This is a genomic window from Rhizorhabdus sp. P4_G6, from assembly GCF_056401045.1.
Genome location: NZ_JBFUKC010000007.1, coordinates 15,299 through 32,684 on the forward strand (window position 1 = coordinate 15,299; position 17,386 = coordinate 32,684).

Consider the following 17,386-nt stretch of genomic DNA (forward strand, 5'->3'; position numbering starts at 1 on the left):
TCATCCTCCCGCCGGTCGTGCCGCGCCCAGCCGGTTGCCAGCGTCGTCCCATAGTGCGTCGGCCAGATCGCGCGCCTGCGCCGTCCAGCCGCCCAGCTCACCTTGGAGCAGCTTGAGCCGGTAGGTCCAGAGGTGCAACGGATACTCGAGGGTGAGCCCCATCGCGCCGGTGAACTGGTGGCAATCGTAAATCACCGTGCGGACGTTCTGCTGGATGTAGGTGAGCGCGGTCAGCGCGTCGGCCGGGATCAGGCTGTGCGCGGCGCGCAACGCCAGCCAGCGGGCCGCCGAGACGATCTGCTCGCACCGGGCGAGGCGGTGCTGCACCGCCTGGAAGTCGCCGAGTGGCTGGCCGAACTGCCAGCGGTCCTTCACGAAGCCCACCGTCGCATCGAGCGCGCCGCGCATGACCCCGGCCGCCTCCGCCGCCACAGCCAGCCGCCAGCGCCGCTCGACCGCGCACGCCGTATCGGCATCGAGCAGGCGTGCGCCGGCGGGCAAGGCGTTCAGCATGCCGATCGGGTAGGCGATCACGGTGTCGAGCGGGATCACGTCGCCAGTCGAGATCGGGGCGACGACCAGCCCCGCGTCGGTGCGGATGCAGGCGAGCGAGGCCACCGTGAGGAAGCGGGTCGGCACGCCGATACCCTCGCACATCGCGATGCCATCGCCCGGATCGGCGCCCAGCAGCGGCCCGACCAGCGCGCTGGCGGCGACTTCGGCGCTGCACGCCAGTCGCCCTGCCCTCTCGACCAGCAGCGCGGCGTCGAGCGGGCCGAAACCCTCCTCCCCGGCAATGGCGAGGAACCCTGTCTCAGCGATATCGGCGCGCAGCTCGGCACGGTACGCGGTGTAGGCGGCATGCTCGGCATCGAATCCGGCATGCCGCTCCAGCAGGCGGTCGAGCGCATCGAGCAGCATCGTCTGATCTTCGGAAAGGTCGAGGTCCATCAGTCTTTTAGTCCCAGGCCTAGTACATCGCGGGCGATCAGGTTGAGCTGGATTTCCGCGGCGCCCGAGGCGATGCCGGCGGCGATGGCGCGGCGGTGGTGGGTCTCGATCATCGGATCGTCCAGCCCGGCCAGCAACGACGGCTGAAAATCGAGCACGAATTCGGCCACCGCGTTTTCCGCCGCGATCGTCGCCGTGCGCGCGACGCTGGTGCCGCCATCGGGGGGCAGATTGCGGGAGCGCCGGTCGATCACCTCGTAGGTCAGGTTGCGGGCCGCCTCGCAGGCGGCGTGGGCGGCTGCGGCCTTTTCGCGCGCGGAGGCGCCGAGCGCGCCGTTCGCGCCCATGAGCCGCACCGCGCGATCGAGAATGCGCGTGGCCAGCGCATAGCGCGGGATACCGACGCGCTCGAAATGCAGCGCATAGCGCGCCACTTTCCAGCCATTACCGACCCCGCCGAGCACCTCGTCGGCGCGAACCTCGACATCGTCGAAGAACACTTCGTGGAGGTCGCCGTCACCGACGACGCTGCGGATCGGACGAACGGTGATCCCCGGGCGGTCCATCGGCAGCAGGAACACGGTGATGCCGCGCTTCGGGTCGGCCTCGGGGACGCGGGCGAGCAGGAAGCAGTAATCGGAGAGGGCGGCGTACGAGGTCCAGATCTTGGAACCGTTGATCCGGAACCCGTCGCCATCCGGCTCGGCGCGGGTGCGCAACGCAGCCAAGTCCGATCCGGCCGACGGCTCCGAGAAGCCCTGGCACCAGACCACGCTGCCCGCGCTCATCAGCGCCAGATGGTGACGCTTCTGCGCTTCGCTGCCAAAGGCCATGATCGCCGGGCCCAGCCAGTTGACGTTGTAATATTGCGGGCCGCGCGGCTCGCCCGCCTCCCACATCAGCTCGCCCAGGATGAAATGCTCCCACGGCGGCGCGTCGCGCCCGCCGTGCTCGCGGGGCCAGTGCGGCACCAGCAGCCCGGCCTCGGCCAGTTTCGGGCAGAACGCGCGCGAGAAATCGGTCAGCTCGCGCGAGCCGGGGCTGCGCCGCGCGATGTCCTCCCAGTTGGTCGGCAGTTCACGGGCGAGAAAGTCGCGCACCGCCTCGCGGAACGCCAACTGGTCGCCAGACCAGGCAAAATCCATCGCGACGACGCCTCTCCAAAGGTTGTCCACATAATGGGATTAATGGGTAACATAAGTGGCATATTCCTTACTTGTCAAAGACTCGTTTTCCCATATTATGGCACACCATGTCTGGATTGCAGCCCACAGGCGCGAGTCACACGGCCGGCGCCCAGGCCATCGGCCGCGCGGCGGAAGTGCTGCGGGCGGTGGCGGCGTTGCAGCGCGCCGGCGCGCCGCTGGCCGCAATCACCCGCACTACCGGGCTCAGCCGCTCGACCGCGTTCCGCATCCTGCGCGCCCTGGTCGAGGAGCGGCTGCTCGATTTCGATCCGGCCCAACGCCGCTACGTGATCGGGCCGCTGGCCTTCGAACTGGGGCTGGCTGCGACGGAGGGCCGGCCGGACAGCCTGTGGACCCAGCGGATCGAGGCGATCAGCCGCGCCTCGGGGCTCACCGCCTATCTGGTCGCGCGATCGGGCGCGGACGTCGTGTGCCTCGCGACGGCGCAGGGCTCGTCGGTGATCCGCGCGGTGCCGCTGGTGGTCGGTCAGCGCCTGCCGCTGGGGGTCGGCGCCGGCAGCCTCGCCATCCTCGCCACGCTTCCGGACGACGAAGTCGATGCGCTGCTCGCCGCCAACGCCGGCAAGATTGCCCAGATCGCCCGCGGCCGGGCAACGCCCGCGCTGCTGCGCGCCCGCATCGCCCAGGCGCGCGCCGACGGGCATGCCTTCAGCCGCGATTCAGTGGCCCCTGGAGTGGCCGGGGTGGGCATCGTCGTCACCAGGCCGCACGAGGCGGCGACCTACTCGGTCAGTGTTGCCGCCGCTGCAGAGCTCGATCGCGCCGAGCAACTGCGGCTGGCCGCGCTGATGCGGGAAGTCTGCGCGCGCTCGGCCGAGGGCTGAGCCTCGGCCGCTCTCGAAGGTCCCAATCCCCTGATCGGCGACAGCCAGAATATCGAGGCCGCGAACGCTACGCTGCAGCAATACCGGCCGACATCAAGCGAGCCTGATTTCTTGCACCCGTCAGTTCAAAGGTCGTTCGCGGCGGGCTTTGCCGGCCATTGGTCTGCCAGGATTGCCGGCAGCATGTCTATTAGGCGCACGCCGGCTTCATCTTCCTTATCGTCGGCACTGTAGATCACCGTTCCTTCGACCGCCAGGTGCGCCAGCCCATGCAGCGAGGCCCACATGCCCACCACGACAGGGTGGCGGGACGATTCCATTTGCGCCCGCAGCGGAATGCCCTGGTACGCGGCCAGTGCGAACGATACCCGATAGAGTGCCTGCTTGCTCGCCTCCCTGAACGAAGAGCTCGTCCGATCCGTCAGCCCTTCGCGGAACATCAGTCGAAATAGGCCGGGATGCTGCGCAGCATACTCGACATAGCGTGTCGCCACAGCATGCAGTTCCACAACCGGATCGTCGTCCCGCGGTTCGCGGTCGATATATGCGCCCAGTTCGCAAAAGCCCCCTTCGGCGACCGCTGTCAGAAGCGCACGCGCGTTGGCGAAATGGTGCGCCGGCGCAGTGGCGGATACGCCGGCGCGCTTGGCGGTCGCGCGCAGGGAAAAACCTTCCGGCCCGACCTCCTCGATCATCTCGCGCGCGGCTTGCACAAGGGCCTGCCGTAGGTTGCCGTGATGATAGGTTTGCGACTGGATGTCCATTTTATCTGTTTCAGGCCTCTCATCGGATGACTATCTTTACACCGTAAAGATAGTCGGCTAAACCCCATCTTGATAAATTTGTTCGAGTCGACTCGTCGATCCTTTCCCTCTCTGGGCGATCGATCGCGACCGGCATCCGACGTCTGGGAGTCTATCGATGCTGGCGGAGTTCCGTGCGGGCGCCAATGCGGAAGAGATCGACGCGTTTCTCAACGCGTTCGATCATCACTCGGAATTCTATCGTGACAATTATTTCAACGTGATCGAGCGCTTGGCCGAGCGCCGGATCCGGGCATTGCGCACAACCGCTTGGGACAATGGCTACAGCATCGTCACCAGCTACGACATGGTGCGCAAGGTCACCGACCGGCCCGACCTGTTCACCAACGAATTCGGCTATCGCGTCGTCCCCAAGACCGTGATGCCGCTCATGGCGCCTACCGACCTTGATGGTGAAGCGCACGCACGGATGCGCAAGGCGCTCAATCCCTGGTTCTCACCGGCGAACATCCTTCGCTATCGCGAAACTGTGCTCGCCGATATCGAGAGGATCACGGTCGATCTGCGTCAGCGCGGCGAGTGGGATTGGGCTGCCGATTTCGCCCAGCCGGTCACTGCGCGGGTCACCATGCGCCTGCTCGGCCTGCCCGAGGAGGAATGGTCCGAATACGCGCTACCCATCCATAATGCTGCGTTCTGCATCGGCTCGGTCGAAAGCCGTATCGAAGGCGCAAGCCAGTTCGGCCGCAAGGTGCACGAAGAAGTCGCGCGCCTGGCGCAGGATCCGGAGGGGGCCGGCCTCATCTGCCACTTGGCGAGGACGGATTTCGACGGATATCGGTTTTCGGCCGAGGATATCGAACGCTGCGTCCTGAACATCATCATCGGCGGCCTCGATACCACCCAGGCCACCTTCAGCTGCGCTGCGGTGTATCTAGGTCGCAATCCCGAACGCCGGCAGGAATTGCGCGACAACCCCGATCTGGTGCGTACCGCAACGCTCGAATTCCTTCGGGTTTTCGCATCCGCGCCGATGACCGGCCGGTATAATGCCGAAGATGTCGAGATCGATGGCTTCCGCTTTCCAAAGGGCGAAGCGACCCTGATCTTCTGGCCGGCGGCCAATTTCGATCCAGCCTTCCTCGGCGCGGCCACCGAGATGGATTTCACGCGATCTGGCGCACGGAGCGTCACATTCGCCGCCGGGCCGCACCGGTGCCTTGGCCAGCATCTGTCCAGGATGGAGCTCGAAGCCATGATCGGCACGCTCGCAAACTCGGATTATGAACTTGTCGAAAGCGGCGTCGAACCTGCCGGCAACATATCCGCGGCACTCGCCTATCTCCACGTGCCCGTCCGTTCGAAGCAATAGAACGAGCCCGCCTCCCCTCCCAGCTCAGGTAGTCGTAATGGATCGCAAAACCCAGGTCTCCATCGCCAAGCGCTTCCTTGCCCATCTCGAAGCAGGAACCACCGACAGTGCGGACAGCCTGATGTCGGTCCCCGTCTCGGACTACATCGATCGCGCCATGTGGGACGAGGAAATCGAGCAGTTCTACAAGCGCAAGCCGGTCGTCGTCGGGCTCTCGGCCGAATTGCCCGAGGTCGGATCCTTCCTGTCCGTCACGATTGTCGATGTTCCCATCCTCATCACCCGGACCGCAGAAGGCTTGCAGGCCTTCCTGAACGTGTGCCGTCATCGCGGTGCGCAGGTCGCGCCCGAAATGTGCAGTGGCCGGCAGACACGCTTCACCTGCCCATATCACGGCTGGACCTATGACAATGCGGGTAAGCTGATCGGCGTTGCCAATGCCAAAACCTTCGGCTCCTTCGACACCGCGACGCGCGGCCTCACCCGGATCGCCGTCGCCGAACGCTGCGGCATCGTCTTTGCCGTCCTCACCCCCGGCATCGAAATCGATATCGAGGAGTGGATGGCAGGCGCCGATGTGCACATGGGACTCGATAATCGGTTCGAAGACTACACCCTTGTCGGCACGCGCGAAGTCGAGGCCGCCAACTGGAAGCTCGTGGTCGAGGGGCATCTCGAAAGCTACCACTTCGCCTCCCTGCACCGTGACAGCATCGCGCCTTTCATGGTTTCGAATTGCACCACATTTGATCGCTTCGGCCCCCATATCCTCATCACCTTCGTTCAGCAGCACATCGAAAAGCTGCGCGACATGCCGGAGGAAAGCTGGGAACCGCTGAAAGAAGACATGATCAACCTCCAGTACGTGATGTTCCCGGGCACCATGGTGGTCGTCTGGCAGAACGCCATCGGGCTCCAGATCATTCAGCCGAGCAAGGAGCCTGGCCGCTCCACCAGTCGCCTGGTCTACGCCGTGCGCACCGAATGCCTCGACACCGAAGAGGCGGTGGCCAAGGCCAACGCAACGCTCGATTTCAATGCCAACCTCGTGGCAACGGAAGACTACGTCGCCAGCTTCCAGATCCAACGCGGCTTTGAAACGGCGGCGCAGTCTGAAATCCTGTTCGGCAAGAACGAGTTGGGACTGCATCTGTTTCGTCAGGCTCTGGAATCCCAGCTTCCGCAAGCAGCGGAATAGCTGGCAGGAGCCACGGGCCAGAATCGTCAAGATGCCGATCAGGAAAAAAGATCACCGAATGTTCGTCGAGCGCTCGGTTCGTCGAGTTGTCAGGTGGCCATGACGCGATGCATGACACGCGGATAGGCACGATCGAAGACGAGGTAGTGCTGGGTCAGCTCGTTGTTCCACATTACGATAGTGCCAGGTTCCCAGCTGACTCGGAGCTGCAGTTCGGGAATCCGTGCCTGCTTGAACAGGAAATCAAGTAGGGCGTCGCTTTCGTCACTCCGCAACCCCTTGATCGACTTGGTGTAAACGCGATTGACATAGAGCGCGCGGGCGCCGGTGCGCCTGCATGTCAATATGACTGGATGGTAGACCGACGGGGAGCCGGGCTTTTGCAGGCCCCAATTATGTTCGGCCGTCAGCGTTTCCAGAAAATCCTTGATGGGCGCGGACAGCCTCTCATACGCCGTTACCATGTCGGCGAACAGAGTGTCCCGGCCGTATTCGGGAATGTCGATCGCCTGCAGGACGCTGATGTAGCGGGTGTCAGTCCGCGTCGCGCCGTCGGTATGCCAGCTATCGGCAAATCGGTTGCCGACTTCCTTGGCGTCGCTGCGCAGGACTTTGACACCCACGACGCCATCATAATCGGGATGCTGCGGATGCTCCGCGGTTTCGGGCTCGCCGAAATGGCTGGCAAACTGAAGGAGATGCCTCGGCTGCACATTTTGCTGGTCTCGGAAGACGAGGACTCGATATTGATCGAGCGCCGCGTAAATGTGGTCGAGAGCGTCCGCATCGAGGTCTTTCGACAGGTCGATACCGGAGATCTGCGCTCCAAACACGCCCGATAGCTGCTTGACGGCGATCGACGGTCGAGCCGCCGACGGCGACGCCAGCTGAATATCGCTTGCCATGGTTGGACCTCTCCACGATCGATGGCCGCCTTTTTCAACGAGTGCGTGCCGAGTGTTGAGGTTATACCCGCCCAATCCGGCGAACCGAATGAGAAATCGCAACACCAGGCTTCAGGTTTCTCACCGCCGGAGTCATTGCAGTCCGGAAAGCAGAGGCCGCAGTGGTGCGAGCACATCTAAATGCAGGCCCGCGGTCCGCGTTCTTCTATCGCACGGAAAACTGGAAAAATGGTGCCCAGGGACGGGGTCGAACCGCCGACACTGCGATTTTCAGTCGCATGCTCTACCAACTGAGCTACCTGGGCACTTGGCGTTGGAAGGCGTGCCTATAGAGGCGGGGTGCGCGGTATGTCCAGCCTGCTTTTGCCGATTTATTCGGGTTCCGGATCGGCGGGCGGGCCGGGGATGCGATAGCCCTCGTCCAGCCATTTCAGCAGGTCCCTGTCGCGGCATCCCTGGCTGCAGAAAGGGCTGAACTTCTGCTGCTCGGGCTTGTGGCACACGGGGCATCTAGGGATTTTCGGCGTCGACATGTCCGGCCGATATGGCGAGTGCGGGGTCGGCGCGCAAGCTGATGGAAGCACCGATTCGTCGCGTCAGCTCTTCGCGCCACGCCGTGTTCTTCTCGATCAGCGCGATCACCGCCGGCGCCGCCGCCAGCGTCCGCAGGCCTGCGCCCGGCGTTCGTTCGGCGCGGCGCAGCAGGGCGCGCGCCGCCACGCCCGCCGGATCCCCCTGCACGCGCTCGGGCAGCGACAGCTGGGCGCGGCGGCGGACGATCTGGAGGAAGCCGAAGCCGTTCACCGCGGTCCGCTCGAACGGCTGCGGCAGGACGGTGTCGACCGCCTCGGCGGCGGCGAGGCGGGCTGCCTTGCTGCCTGCGGTCGGCAGGTCGATGCCGATCGAGCCGCTGATGCCGTGGCGCAGGATCATCCGAGCTGCCGCGGCGGCCCCCGCAATGGCGAGATCGGCGGGCGGGAGCCAGCCGTCGACGTCGATCAGGCTCATCGCCGGGGTGAGGGACAGGCGCAGCGCCCCCCCGTCGAACCCGGCATGGCCGGTCGCTGCCTCGTCGATCAGTTCGGACCAGCCAGCCGCCTCCAGCGCGTCCGGCTGGTGCGGGTAGAGTTGCCGCACGGGCTCGCCCGATGCAGCGATCCGATCCAGCAGGGCGGGCGCCGGTCCGGGCACCGCGTCAGCCGCCGCCGGCCGTGCGAGCGCGAGCTTGGCGCGGCCCGGCTCGGGCAACGCCGCGCGATGGATCTCCACCATCAGCCGGCCGCCCTCGGAAACGCCGCCCGGCACGGGCTCGATCAGGGCTTCCTCGCCGGTGTCGAGCCTCACCACGGCGCGGCGGCCGGGAATGACGATGCGGGCGAGTCGCGCCGATGCCACCGTGCCGGCGCGCACGCCATCGTCATCGGCCTCGATCGCGGCGACAACGATCGCGCCGTCCTCGATCAGCGCGGCGCGCACCTCGCCGATGCCGGCTTCATATAGCCATTCACGCATCGGGGCGATTTCGGCGTGGACCGATCGTCCGCCGATCCGGACATCGCCGAAGAATCGGCATCTAGCGCGGCCGATCCGATGGGATCGGATGATGAACGGCACCAGCCGCCGGCAACAGTCCCGCCGATGCGAGCAGCGCCCGGGTTTCGAACAGCGGCAGGCCCATCACGCCCGAATGGCTGCCCGACAGCATCCGGATCCAGCTCTCCGCATAGCCCTGGATCGCATAGCCACCGGCCTTCCCGTGCCACTCGCCATCGATCAGATAGGAGTCGATCTCGGCCACCGTCAGCCGCTTGAAGGCGACGATGCTGGTCGACAGGCGATGTCGCGCGACGCCGCCGGCGTCGATCAGCGTGACGGCGGAATGGACCCGGTGGCGCCGCCCCGACAGCAGCGTCAGACAGTTGCGCGCAGCCTCGGCATCCTCGGTCTTCGGCAGGATCCGGCGGCCGGCGGCAACCACCGTATCGGCGCCGAGAACAGCCATGCCGGGGTGACGCGCCGCCACCGCCATCGCCTTTTCCGCGGCCATGCGGGCGGCATAGGGCAATGGCAGCTCGCCCTTCCCCGGTGTCTCGTCGATGTCTGCCGGATCGATGGCGGCAGGGCTCAGCCCGAGGCGCGCGATCAACTCTGCCCGGCGCGGACTGCCCGACGCCAGGACCAGCGGACTTGCGGAGCGGGACAACGGCCCGCCCTTATTTGAAGCGATAGGTAATGCGACCCTTGGTCAGATCATAAGGCGTGAGCTCGACCAGAACCTCGTCGCCGACGAGCACCCGAATGCGGTTCTTGCGCATCTTTCCGGCGGTATGGCCGAGGATTTCATGGTCGTTTTCCAGCTTAACGCGGAACATGGCGTTGGGCAGAAGCTCAACCACCTGCCCGCGCATTTCCAGCAACTCTTCTTTCGCCAAACCGCAGCCTCATGGGGATATAATATTGGAATCGGCGCCGCCATACCCGCTTGACCGACAAAAGAAAAGCCGCACCGGGGCGATGCCCGCGAAGATCGGGCGGCGTATGATTGCGCCCCGACGAGCATTTCTTTAGCGCCAAAGTGGCCTCACGGAGAACAAGATGACCGACGACGATATCAAGGACGGTTTCCGCAACGCCATGCGCCGGCTGGCAACCACCATCGCGCTGGTCACCGCGGGCCGTGGCGAGGGCTGGACCGGAATGGCCGCCACCGCCGTGATGTCGGTCTGCGCCGAACCGCCGACCTTGCTCACCGCGGTCAACCGCTCCGCCAGCATCCACCCCGTCCTGTCGGAAGGCTCGCACTTCTGCGTCAATCTCCTGGCCGATCGGCACCGCGATCTGGTCGGCATCTTCAGCGGCCAGAAAAAGGGCCGCGCGCGCTTCGAGACCGGCGGCTGGATCGAAGGCCCCGACGGCATCCCGGTGCTGCAGGACGCGCTGGCGAGCATGGTCTGCCGAACGACCCAGACGATCGACATCGGCACCCACACATTGTTCATCGGTGAAGTGGAACAGGTTCTCAACCATGACGAGATCAACCCACTGGTCTGGGTCGACGGCACCTTCGCCAACGCGGCGCGCTGACGTCGCGAACCCATGAAGGAGGCCGCATGCTGACGGCCCGCCTGCCTGTTCCCGCCGCCCTGGGCTCGCCCCCGGGGCCCRCTGCTTCTCATGGCGCCGGACTGTGAGCGGGCCCGGGCTACGTCGAACGCGGTTCACCGACATCGTAGACGCGCAGGTTGCGATCACCGATGCCGAGGCCAGGCCAGGCCGCCCGCCACTCGGACAAATGCGGGGCCGCAAAATGGCGGTCGAGCGCGATCTGATCGGTCCACATTTCCTTCACATGGATGAGCCCAGGATCGAAAATGTCTTCGGCATAGCCATATTCCAGGCAACCTTCCTCGGCGCGGCTTGTATCCGCCATCCGTTTCATGATCGGCCGAGCCGCTTCCAGATTTTGGGGCGGCAAGCGAACGGTTCCTACGATCAGCAACATGACGCGACCCTATCGAGGCAATCGGGCGATGGGAAGAATGCTCCGCCTCCGATGCGAGCCGATCTGGAAGCAGCGGATCGCCCGACCCGGCCATATTGCACCAGTGTGGATGGAATGACAGTAAGCGAGCGCTTGCAGACAGGCGGCCGCCGCCTGTTACCGCAACGACCCCGCGATTGCCTCTCAGCCTCTTGCCTTGGCAGCCCGAAAGCGGCCATCGTCGGTCTGGACAATAGCACATGAACGGGAGCAGGCGCATGTTTCACCTGTCGCTGCCAGTAGCTGCCTTTTCTGAATGCATCGCCTTCTATCGCGACTGTTTCGGGGCGGATATTGAGATGCTCGGCGATCGAGCAGCCAATCTCTATGTGTTCGGCGGCCAGCTCACTTTGCACGACAAACCGGGTAGCGCCATACGGGCCGAACAGCGACAGGAGATGCACTTTGGCCACGTCGTCGCGAACGCAGAGTGGTTCGCGATCCGCGATCGCGTCCGATCCTCGGCGCAGGCGGTGCTTCACTGCGTGGAGCCGGTTGCAGCGGCAGGGACCCGAGGAAAGTTGCTCGTGGTCGATCCGAGCGGCAATATCGTAGAGATCAACAGCGGCCCTTCTCCTGCTGGCCGTTGCTGACTGTTCTGGCACGGGGCAACGGGTCTCAGGCAACGCCCCGCCGGGACTTGGCCACTGCCAGAACCTGTCGCGAAATGTCGGTTTTCCACAGTGAACGATCGAAACTGCCCGACCGCGACGACCCGCCCAGGCCGTTCGACATCCGCCCCCGCACCCTATTTCAGCCGCTTCGCCTCGATGATCTCCACCGGCTTCCTGATCAGCTGGCCCTTCATCGCGCCCGATCCGCCGGGCCAGGTTCGCGACGCGAGGATGCGCTTGACGACGGGCATGCCGGATATCACCCGTCCGAACGCGGCATAGCCGGCCGTGTCGCCGCGCCCGCCGGGCTGCGCATCCATCGCCGGGGCATCGCCGACCAGGATGAAGAACTCGCCCTGCGCCGTGCCGGGCTCGCGCCGCGCCATTGATATCGTGCCGTCGAGATGATGGATGCCGGTCTTGCTGGTCGGCTCATGCGCGATCGGCAGCAGCGAACGGCGCGCGTCGCGGTGCACGCCGCCCTGGATGAAGCCCCGCTTCGCATTGCCCAGCGCGCGCGCCGCGCGATAGAATTGGGTGCCGTCGAGCTTATGCTGGTCGACATAGGCGAGAAAATTGCCCGCCGTGATCGGAGCATGGCGGACATCGAGCGCCAGCACGAACGTCCCCTCGCTGGTCTTCACCGCGACCTTGGCCTTGTCCGGTGCGCCGGGCGCCGGCGTGGCGACAAGCAAGGCAAGCGAGATGGCGATCAGCTGTCGACGAATCATTTTACTGTTTCTAGCGGCCCGGCAGCGGTCGTCCATCGTCAAGACGGGCGCGCGGAGCGATGGCCGTGCCCCCCGCCCGCTGCTTATGGCTGGCCTATCGCGCGCCATATGCGATAGACAGGCCCTGCTATGCCGGGAGTGAAATGATGAAGCCGAAGCGCGCTGCCATGGTCGCGGGTCTGTTGATTGCGTGGCCGATCGCAGCACCGGCGAACCTGACCGATCCGACATCGGAGATGCGGCAATATGTGCATGCCCGGCTCGCCGACGCCAACGGCATGCCCGAGGCCGCCGCTGCGAGCTATGCGCGCCTGCTCCAGGCGTCTCCGCAGGACAGGCAATTGGCCCTGCGAACCTATCGCCAGGCGCTGACGGCAGGGAATTTCAAGCTGGCGAGCCTTGCCGCGAACCAGCTCGACAAGGCCGGCGCGCTGCCCGCCGACGCCGTGCTGATGCTGCTCGGCGATGCCGTCACCGCGCGCAACTGGAAGCGCGCCGCCGCGCTGGTCGACCGGATCGAACGCGAGCAGATCTTCGCCTTCCTCGTTCCGGCGATGCGGGGCTGGGTGGCGCTGGGCCAGGGTGAAAATGATCCGGCCCGCAGGGCGTCTCCGGCGGCAGGGACGCCGCTGGCCAACGCCTATGCCCGCGATCATCATATCCTGATCGCGCTGGCGACCGGGCGCACCGACGTCCTCACCGACCTGCGGCGCCTGATCGCCGCCGGCGACAGCCGTGCGACCCGGCTCCAGCTGGCGACGGCAGCTTTGTTGGCCAAGCGTGGAGACAGCGCGGGCGCCCGTTCGATCCTCGACGGCCGGACCCCGGAGCTGGCGGCCGCACGCGCGGCGCTGGATGCGGGAAAGCTGACGACAGGCGCCATCGACACGCCCGCGCTGGGCCTGTCCGAACTGTTCGCGCAGCTCGCCATCGACGTGAAGGGCGACGGCCGTTCGCCGGTATCGCTCCAGCTCGCCCGGCTCGCCGGCTATATCGCGCCCGACAATGCCGCCGCGTCGATCGCGACCGCCGATCTGCTCGCCGCGAACGACTATCATGATGCCGCGCTGGCGCTGCTCGCCCATGTGCCCGCGGACAATCCGCTGTCCGAAGCGGCCCGGCAGGAACGCGGCGGCATTTTGCTGGCGATGGGCAATCGCGAGGGTGCGCTGGCCGACGCGAGGAAGCTCGCCGCTCAACCCGGCGCCGACGCGGCGGCGTTCGTCGAGCTGGGCGGCATTCTCTCCGATCTCGATCGCTCGGCCGAGGCCGCAGGCGCCTATCAGCGCGCCATCGATATCGATGCGGCCCGCGGCCAGCCCAACTGGGTCCATCTCTTCCTCAAGGCCGGGGCGATCGACCGGGCGGGCGATTGGCCGGCGGCCAAGGCGCTGCTGCTCCAGGCCAACAGGCTCGATCCCAGCCAGGCCGTCGTCCTCAACTATCTTGGTTATGGCATGCTGGATCATGGCGAAAACCTGGCCCAGGCGCAGGTCTATATCGAGCGCGCCAGCGGACTCGACCCCAATGATGCCGCGATCGCCGATTCGCTGGGCTGGCTCTACTACAAGCGCGGAAACTATCCCGGCGCGATCGCGACGCTGGAGCGGGCGGTGTCGAGCGAGCCCGGCCAGTCGATAATGAACGAACATCTTGGCGACGCCTATTGGTCGGCGGGCCGGCGGATCGAGGCGCGCTACGCCTGGCGCGCCGCGCTCGTCCAGGCCGACAAGCCGAGCGCCGCCCGGATCAACGACAAGCTCGCCGACGGACCAGGCGCGACGATGACGGCGAAGTGACCGGCCGGCACGTCGAGAGCGCCTATGCCAAGATCAATCTCGCGCTGCATGTCCGCCGGCGGCGCGCGGACGGCTATCATGACATCGAGACGATCTTCGCCTTCGCCGAGCATGGCGACCTGATCGACATCGTCGACGGCGCCGCAGGGCTGGCGTTGACCGGTCCGTTCGGCGGCGCCCTGGCGACCGATAATGCCGAGGACAATCTGGTGATGCGAGCCGCCCGCAGGCTTGCCGCCCTGCTGGGCCAGGGCGATCCGCCTGCGCTCCGGCTGGACAAGCGGTTGCCCGTGGCAGCGGGCGTGGGCGGCGGCTCGGCCGATGCGGCGGCGGCGCTGCGGATGCTGAGCCGCAGTTACGGCGTTGCGATCGACGATCCCCGGATTGTGGAGCTTGCGCGGGGACTTGGCGCGGATGTGCCGGCCTGCCTCGCCTCGACCACCCTGCGCGGCGACGGGCGTGGCGACGCGCTGACGTCGATCGCGTCCAGCGCCCTTGCCGGTCTGCCGCTGCTGCTCGTCAATCCGGGCACCCCGTTGGCCACCGGCCCGGTGTTCGCCGGCTGGGACGGCATCGACCGGGGGCCATTGGCCCCGGGCGATCCGCTGGCGGCAGCACTGGCCGGCCGCAACGATCTCGAGCCGCCGGCCCGAAAACTATGCCCGGTGATCGGCGATGTCGTGGCGATGCTGGCGGACCAGCCCGGCGTCCTGCTCGCGCGCATGTCGGGATCGGGCGCAACCTGCTTCGCGCTGTTCGATGACGAGCACAAGCGCGACGCCGCCGATCAACGGATCGCCGCCGCGCACCCGGACTGGTGGCGGCTGGCCAGCAGGCTGCGTTAGGCGCGTTGCGAAGAGGCCCCTGCCCCAGAAGGCCACCGCCTTCACAGCTTTCCCTTTTGTTCGTCATTCCAGCGAACGCTGGAATCTCTCTTGGCACTTTTCTCGACAAGGTAGCGCAGAGAGCGATTTGGGCGTTAAGCCGCCTTGGCGACCGTGACGCCTTCATATTTGGAATCGCTGGGATCGTAGAGCGCCTGGACCACGAAATTCTCCGCGGTCAGCGAGACATTGCTGAGTCCTGCCAGCTTGAAGGTGCCGAGCTTGAGCTCGGCCGGAACCTTGCCGTCGCGCAACGTGACGACGCCGTCGATGAACAGGTCGTCATGACGGGTGTAGAGGATGTGCGGCGCGATCTGCATGGCAGTCCGGTTATAGACCGCGACGATGCACAGCTTGCGGCGCACTGCCTGCGCCAGCATTTCGGCTTCGGGCGACAGCGCGGGGCCATCGGCGGGCGCTGCGGCTCGGCTGAGCGAAAGGGTCTTGCGGGGCGTCGACATCGAAGGCGCGCATATCGGTGCTGGGCCGACAACGCAAGCTTGGGGCGGTTCAGCGTGCCGCAAGGATGACGCGATTAGCGCCACGGGATGATCCGTACCCTCATTGCCGCCTCGCTCCTGGCCGCCAGCCCCGCCCTCGCGCAGGTCGAAGACGCCGAACATCGTGCCGACCGGTTGCGCACCATCGAACTGAACAGCCGCGCGCAGGCGGCGGTCAACCGCCGCGATCGTTCGAACGCGGATATCCGCGCCGCCAACCGCCGGGCGCAGGCGCGCTATGAGCGCGAGCGCGCCGAATGGCGCGAACGAGTCGCCGCCTGCCAGGATGGCGACTACAGCGCCTGCGGCCAGTAATCGCCCAAAACGAACGGGCCGGCGTTTCCCCCGGCCCACCCGCATCACATGTTCGGATAATTCGGCCCGCCGCCGCCCTCGGGCGTCACCCAGTTGATGTTCTGGGTCGGGTCCTTGATGTCGCAGGTCTTGCAGTGGACGCAGTTCTGCGCGTTGATCTGCAGGCGCGGCGTGCCCTCGTCGCGGCCGACGATCTCATAGACGCCGGCCGGGCAGTAGCGCTGCTCGGGCGCGTCGTAGAAGGGCAGGTTGATGTCGATCGGGACGCTCGGGTCCTTGAGCTGCAGGTGGACCGGCTGATCCTCCTCGTGATTGGTGTTCGACAGGAACACCGAGGACAGGCGATCGAAGCTGATCACGCCGTCGGGCTTGGGATAGACGATCTTCGGCGCGATATCCTGGCGCCACATTCCCTCATTGTCCTTGTGGTGCTTGAGGGTGAAGGGCAGCCCGATGCCGAGATTGCGCATCCACATGTCGACGCCCGCCAGCAAGGTGCCGGCGAACGGGCCGAACTTCGCGACGAACGGCTCGCTGTTGCGGACGATCTTCAGTTCCTTGGCGATCCAGCTGTCGTTGAGCGCGACCGGATAGGCCGAAAGCTCGTCGCCCTCGCGCTCGGCTGTGATCGCCTCGAACGCGGCCTCGGCGGCGAGCATGCCCGACTTCATCGCGGTATGGCTGCCCTTGATGCGCGGCACGTTGACGAAGCCCGCCGAGCAGCCGATCAGCGCGCCGCCCGGGAATACCAGCTTCGGAATTGCCTGCCAGCCGCCCTCGTTGATCGCCCGCGCACCATAGGAGATGCGGCGCCCGCCCTCCAATATCTCGCGAATCTTCGGATGCTGCTTCCAGCGCTGGAACTCTTCGAACGGATAGAGGTGCGGGTTCTTGTAACCAAGCCCGACCACGAAGCCGAGCGCGACCTGGCCATTGGCCTGGTGATAGAGGAAGCCGCCGCCGACCTCGTCGGTGAGCGGCCAGCCCTGGGTGTGGATCACCCGGCCGGGCACATGCTTCTCGGGATCGATGTCCCACAATTCCTTGATGCCGATCGCATAGGTCTGCGGCTGGCAGTCGGATTCGAGATCGAACTTGCCCTTGAGCATCTTCGACAGATGACCGCGCACGCCCTCCGCGAAAAACGTATATTTGGCGTGGAGTTCCATGCCGGGCTGATAGTCCGGCTTGTGCTCGCCTTCGCGGCTGACGCCCATGTCGCCGGTCGCGACGCCCCTGACCGAGCCGTCGTCATTATAGAGGATCTCGGCGGCCGCGAATCCCGGGAAGATCTCGACCCCGAGATTCTCCGCCTGCCCGGCCAGCCAACGGCAAAGATTGCCGAGCGACAGCGTATAGGTGCCCTCGTTGTTCATGAAGCCGGGCATCGCGATGTGCGGCATCGAGAACTGCCGGTTCTTGGTCAGGATCCAGTGATGATTCTCGGTCACCGGCACCGTCAGCGGGCTGTCGAGGTCCCTCCAGTCGGGCAGCAGCTCGTCGAGCGCGATCGGATCGACCACGGCGCCCGACAGGATGTGGGCGCCGACCTCGGAGCCCTTTTCCAGAACGCAGACGCCAAGTTCGCGCCCACTCTCGTTGGCAAGCTGCTTCAGCCGGATCGCGGCAGCAAGGCCCGCGGGGCCCGCTCCGACAATCACGACGTCATAAGCCATGGAATCGCGCGTCGACATGTACCTCGTCCTCGTTACTGCTTCCGATCATCGCGTCAAAAAAACGTCACGCCCTAAAGCCGCTGCCCGCAGATTGACGCCTTCGT

20 protein-coding genes and 1 tRNA gene are annotated in these 17,386 nt (G+C 65.8%); 8 read left to right on the top strand and 13 right to left on the bottom strand.

The window, feature by feature from the left end; all coding sequences use genetic code 11:
• Entirely contained in the window at window positions 1–951 is a 951-nt protein-coding gene (locus AC1DPF_RS09330) for an acyl-CoA dehydrogenase family protein (protein ID WP_477960898.1), read from the bottom strand.
• The gene (locus AC1DPF_RS09335) at window positions 951–2,096 is read right to left on the bottom strand and encodes an acyl-CoA dehydrogenase family protein (protein WP_477960900.1); all 1,146 of its coding nucleotides are present in this window, start codon (window positions 2,094–2,096) and stop codon (window positions 951–953) included. The genes AC1DPF_RS09330 and AC1DPF_RS09335 overlap by 1 nt, the downstream gene beginning before the upstream one ends.
• 107 nt (window positions 2,097–2,203) lie before the next feature.
• Between AC1DPF_RS09335 and AC1DPF_RS09340 the strand changes: the two genes are divergently transcribed.
• Window positions 2,204–2,983: an IclR family transcriptional regulator gene (locus AC1DPF_RS09340; RefSeq protein WP_477960902.1), complete on the top strand. Its 780-nt coding sequence runs from the start codon at window positions 2,204–2,206 to the stop codon at window positions 2,981–2,983.
• Between the two features lie 125 nt (window positions 2,984–3,108).
• On the opposite strand, the gene AC1DPF_RS09345 is transcribed toward AC1DPF_RS09340, so the two are convergent.
• Window positions 3,109–3,747: a TetR/AcrR family transcriptional regulator gene (locus AC1DPF_RS09345; RefSeq protein ID WP_477869768.1), complete on the bottom strand. Its 639-nt coding sequence runs from the start codon at window positions 3,745–3,747 to the stop codon at window positions 3,109–3,111.
• Window positions 3,748–3,904: 157 nt separating this feature from the next.
• Between AC1DPF_RS09345 and AC1DPF_RS09350 the strand changes: the two genes are divergently transcribed.
• Both AC1DPF_RS09350 and AC1DPF_RS09355 read left to right on the top strand, forming a co-directional pair.
• Window positions 3,905–5,119: a cytochrome P450 gene (locus AC1DPF_RS09350; RefSeq protein ID WP_477960904.1), complete on the top strand. Its 1,215-nt coding sequence runs from the start codon at window positions 3,905–3,907 to the stop codon at window positions 5,117–5,119.
• A 37-nt stretch (window positions 5,120–5,156) separates the two neighbouring features.
• Window positions 5,157–6,317, top strand: coding sequence for an aromatic ring-hydroxylating oxygenase subunit alpha (locus AC1DPF_RS09355; RefSeq protein ID WP_477960906.1), 1,161 nt, complete (start codon window positions 5,157–5,159; stop codon window positions 6,315–6,317).
• Window positions 6,318–6,406: 89 nt separating this feature from the next.
• On the opposite strand, the gene AC1DPF_RS09360 is transcribed toward AC1DPF_RS09355, so the two are convergent.
• From AC1DPF_RS09360 to infA, 6 genes are all read right to left on the bottom strand, one after another.
• Window positions 6,407–7,327, bottom strand: a complete 921-nt coding sequence (locus tag AC1DPF_RS09360) for a TauD/TfdA dioxygenase family protein (RefSeq protein WP_477960908.1) — start codon at window positions 7,325–7,327, stop codon at window positions 6,407–6,409.
• A 124-nt stretch (window positions 7,328–7,451) separates the two neighbouring features.
• Window positions 7,452–7,527, bottom strand: a tRNA-Phe gene (locus AC1DPF_RS09365).
• A 66-nt stretch (window positions 7,528–7,593) separates the two neighbouring features.
• Window positions 7,594–7,755, bottom strand: coding sequence for a DNA gyrase inhibitor YacG (locus tag AC1DPF_RS09370; RefSeq protein WP_477960910.1), 162 nt, complete (start codon window positions 7,753–7,755; stop codon window positions 7,594–7,596).
• Entirely contained in the window at window positions 7,733–8,734 is a 1,002-nt protein-coding gene (locus tag AC1DPF_RS09375; protein ID WP_477960912.1) for a ribonuclease, read from the bottom strand. The genes AC1DPF_RS09370 and AC1DPF_RS09375 overlap by 23 nt, the downstream gene beginning before the upstream one ends.
• Window positions 8,735–8,795: 61 nt before the next feature.
• Window positions 8,796–9,425, bottom strand: a complete 630-nt coding sequence (locus AC1DPF_RS09380) for a Maf family protein (RefSeq protein ID WP_477960914.1) — start codon at window positions 9,423–9,425, stop codon at window positions 8,796–8,798.
• A gap of 10 nt (window positions 9,426–9,435) precedes the next feature.
• Entirely contained in the window at window positions 9,436–9,654 is a 219-nt protein-coding gene (gene infA, locus AC1DPF_RS09385; protein WP_010162480.1) for a translation initiation factor IF-1, read from the bottom strand.
• A 163-nt stretch (window positions 9,655–9,817) separates the two neighbouring features.
• On the opposite strand from infA, the gene AC1DPF_RS09390 reads away from it, so the two are divergent.
• Complete coding sequence (locus AC1DPF_RS09390; RefSeq protein WP_477869751.1) at window positions 9,818–10,306, top strand: flavin reductase family protein; 489 nt, start codon at window positions 9,818–9,820, stop codon at window positions 10,304–10,306.
• A gap of 118 nt (window positions 10,307–10,424) precedes the next feature.
• Here AC1DPF_RS09390 and AC1DPF_RS09395 read toward each other — a convergent pair whose 3' ends face one another.
• The gene (locus tag AC1DPF_RS09395) at window positions 10,425–10,724 is read right to left on the bottom strand and encodes a putative quinol monooxygenase (RefSeq protein ID WP_477960916.1); all 300 of its coding nucleotides are present in this window, start codon (window positions 10,722–10,724) and stop codon (window positions 10,425–10,427) included.
• A gap of 257 nt (window positions 10,725–10,981) precedes the next feature.
• On the opposite strand from AC1DPF_RS09395, the gene AC1DPF_RS09400 reads away from it, so the two are divergent.
• The gene (locus AC1DPF_RS09400) at window positions 10,982–11,356 is read left to right on the top strand and encodes a VOC family protein (protein WP_477869747.1); all 375 of its coding nucleotides are present in this window, start codon (window positions 10,982–10,984) and stop codon (window positions 11,354–11,356) included.
• Between the two features lie 155 nt (window positions 11,357–11,511).
• On the opposite strand, the gene AC1DPF_RS09405 is transcribed toward AC1DPF_RS09400, so the two are convergent.
• Window positions 11,512–12,108, bottom strand: coding sequence for a peptidylprolyl isomerase (locus AC1DPF_RS09405; RefSeq protein ID WP_477960918.1), 597 nt, complete (start codon window positions 12,106–12,108; stop codon window positions 11,512–11,514).
• A gap of 143 nt (window positions 12,109–12,251) precedes the next feature.
• On the opposite strand from AC1DPF_RS09405, the gene AC1DPF_RS09410 reads away from it, so the two are divergent.
• Complete coding sequence (locus AC1DPF_RS09410; protein ID WP_477960920.1) at window positions 12,252–13,907, top strand: tetratricopeptide repeat protein; 1,656 nt, start codon at window positions 12,252–12,254, stop codon at window positions 13,905–13,907.
• Entirely contained in the window at window positions 13,904–14,752 is an 849-nt protein-coding gene (locus AC1DPF_RS09415; RefSeq protein ID WP_477960922.1) for a 4-(cytidine 5'-diphospho)-2-C-methyl-D-erythritol kinase, read from the top strand. The genes AC1DPF_RS09410 and AC1DPF_RS09415 overlap by 4 nt, the downstream gene beginning before the upstream one ends.
• 134 nt (window positions 14,753–14,886) lie before the next feature.
• On the opposite strand, the gene AC1DPF_RS09420 is transcribed toward AC1DPF_RS09415, so the two are convergent.
• A complete protein-coding gene (locus tag AC1DPF_RS09420) occupies window positions 14,887–15,252 on the bottom strand; it encodes a hypothetical protein (RefSeq protein ID WP_477869739.1) in 366 nt (121 codons plus the stop codon).
• Window positions 15,253–15,339: 87 nt separating this feature from the next.
• Here AC1DPF_RS09420 and AC1DPF_RS09425 point away from each other — a divergent pair, with 87 nt between their 5' ends.
• Complete coding sequence (locus tag AC1DPF_RS09425) at window positions 15,340–15,606, top strand: hypothetical protein (RefSeq protein ID WP_477960924.1); 267 nt, start codon at window positions 15,340–15,342, stop codon at window positions 15,604–15,606.
• A 44-nt stretch (window positions 15,607–15,650) separates the two neighbouring features.
• Here the strand turns inward: AC1DPF_RS09425 and AC1DPF_RS09430 are convergent, their stop codons facing one another.
• Entirely contained in the window at window positions 15,651–17,300 is a 1,650-nt protein-coding gene (locus AC1DPF_RS09430) for an electron transfer flavoprotein-ubiquinone oxidoreductase (RefSeq protein WP_477869736.1), read from the bottom strand.
• Window positions 17,301–17,386: the final 86 nt, after the last annotated feature.

Excerpts from the sequence above, each read along its gene's own strand:
- AC1DPF_RS09390 (WP_477869751.1), top strand. The coding sequence starts at position 9,818 with ATGACCGACGACGATATCAAGGACGGTTTCCGCAACGCCATGCGCCGG.
- AC1DPF_RS09370 (WP_477960910.1), bottom strand. The coding sequence starts at position 7,755 with ATGTCGACGCCGAAAATCCCTAGATGCCCCGTGTGCCACAAGCCCGAG.
- AC1DPF_RS09430 (WP_477869736.1), bottom strand. The coding sequence starts at position 17,300 with ATGTCGACGCGCGATTCCATGGCTTATGACGTCGTGATTGTCGGAGCG.
- AC1DPF_RS09340 (WP_477960902.1), top strand. The coding sequence starts at position 2,204 with ATGTCTGGATTGCAGCCCACAGGCGCGAGTCACACGGCCGGCGCCCAG.
- AC1DPF_RS09405 (WP_477960918.1), bottom strand. The coding sequence starts at position 12,108 with ATGATTCGTCGACAGCTGATCGCCATCTCGCTTGCCTTGCTTGTCGCC.
- AC1DPF_RS09420 (WP_477869739.1), bottom strand. The coding sequence starts at position 15,252 with ATGTCGACGCCCCGCAAGACCCTTTCGCTCAGCCGAGCCGCAGCGCCC.
- AC1DPF_RS09350 (WP_477960904.1), top strand. The coding sequence starts at position 3,905 with ATGCTGGCGGAGTTCCGTGCGGGCGCCAATGCGGAAGAGATCGACGCG.
- AC1DPF_RS09330 (WP_477960898.1), bottom strand. The coding sequence starts at position 951 with ATGGACCTCGACCTTTCCGAAGATCAGACGATGCTGCTCGATGCGCTC.
- AC1DPF_RS09335 (WP_477960900.1), bottom strand. The coding sequence starts at position 2,096 with ATGGATTTTGCCTGGTCTGGCGACCAGTTGGCGTTCCGCGAGGCGGTG.
- AC1DPF_RS09425 (WP_477960924.1), top strand. The coding sequence starts at position 15,340 with ATGATCCGTACCCTCATTGCCGCCTCGCTCCTGGCCGCCAGCCCCGCC.
- AC1DPF_RS09355 (WP_477960906.1), top strand. The coding sequence starts at position 5,157 with ATGGATCGCAAAACCCAGGTCTCCATCGCCAAGCGCTTCCTTGCCCAT.
- AC1DPF_RS09410 (WP_477960920.1), top strand. The coding sequence starts at position 12,252 with ATGATGAAGCCGAAGCGCGCTGCCATGGTCGCGGGTCTGTTGATTGCG.
- AC1DPF_RS09345 (WP_477869768.1), bottom strand. The coding sequence starts at position 3,747 with ATGGACATCCAGTCGCAAACCTATCATCACGGCAACCTACGGCAGGCC.
- AC1DPF_RS09400 (WP_477869747.1), top strand. The coding sequence starts at position 10,982 with ATGTTTCACCTGTCGCTGCCAGTAGCTGCCTTTTCTGAATGCATCGCC.
- AC1DPF_RS09375 (WP_477960912.1), bottom strand. The coding sequence starts at position 8,734 with ATGCGTGAATGGCTATATGAAGCCGGCATCGGCGAGGTGCGCGCCGCG.
- AC1DPF_RS09395 (WP_477960916.1), bottom strand. The coding sequence starts at position 10,724 with ATGTTGCTGATCGTAGGAACCGTTCGCTTGCCGCCCCAAAATCTGGAA.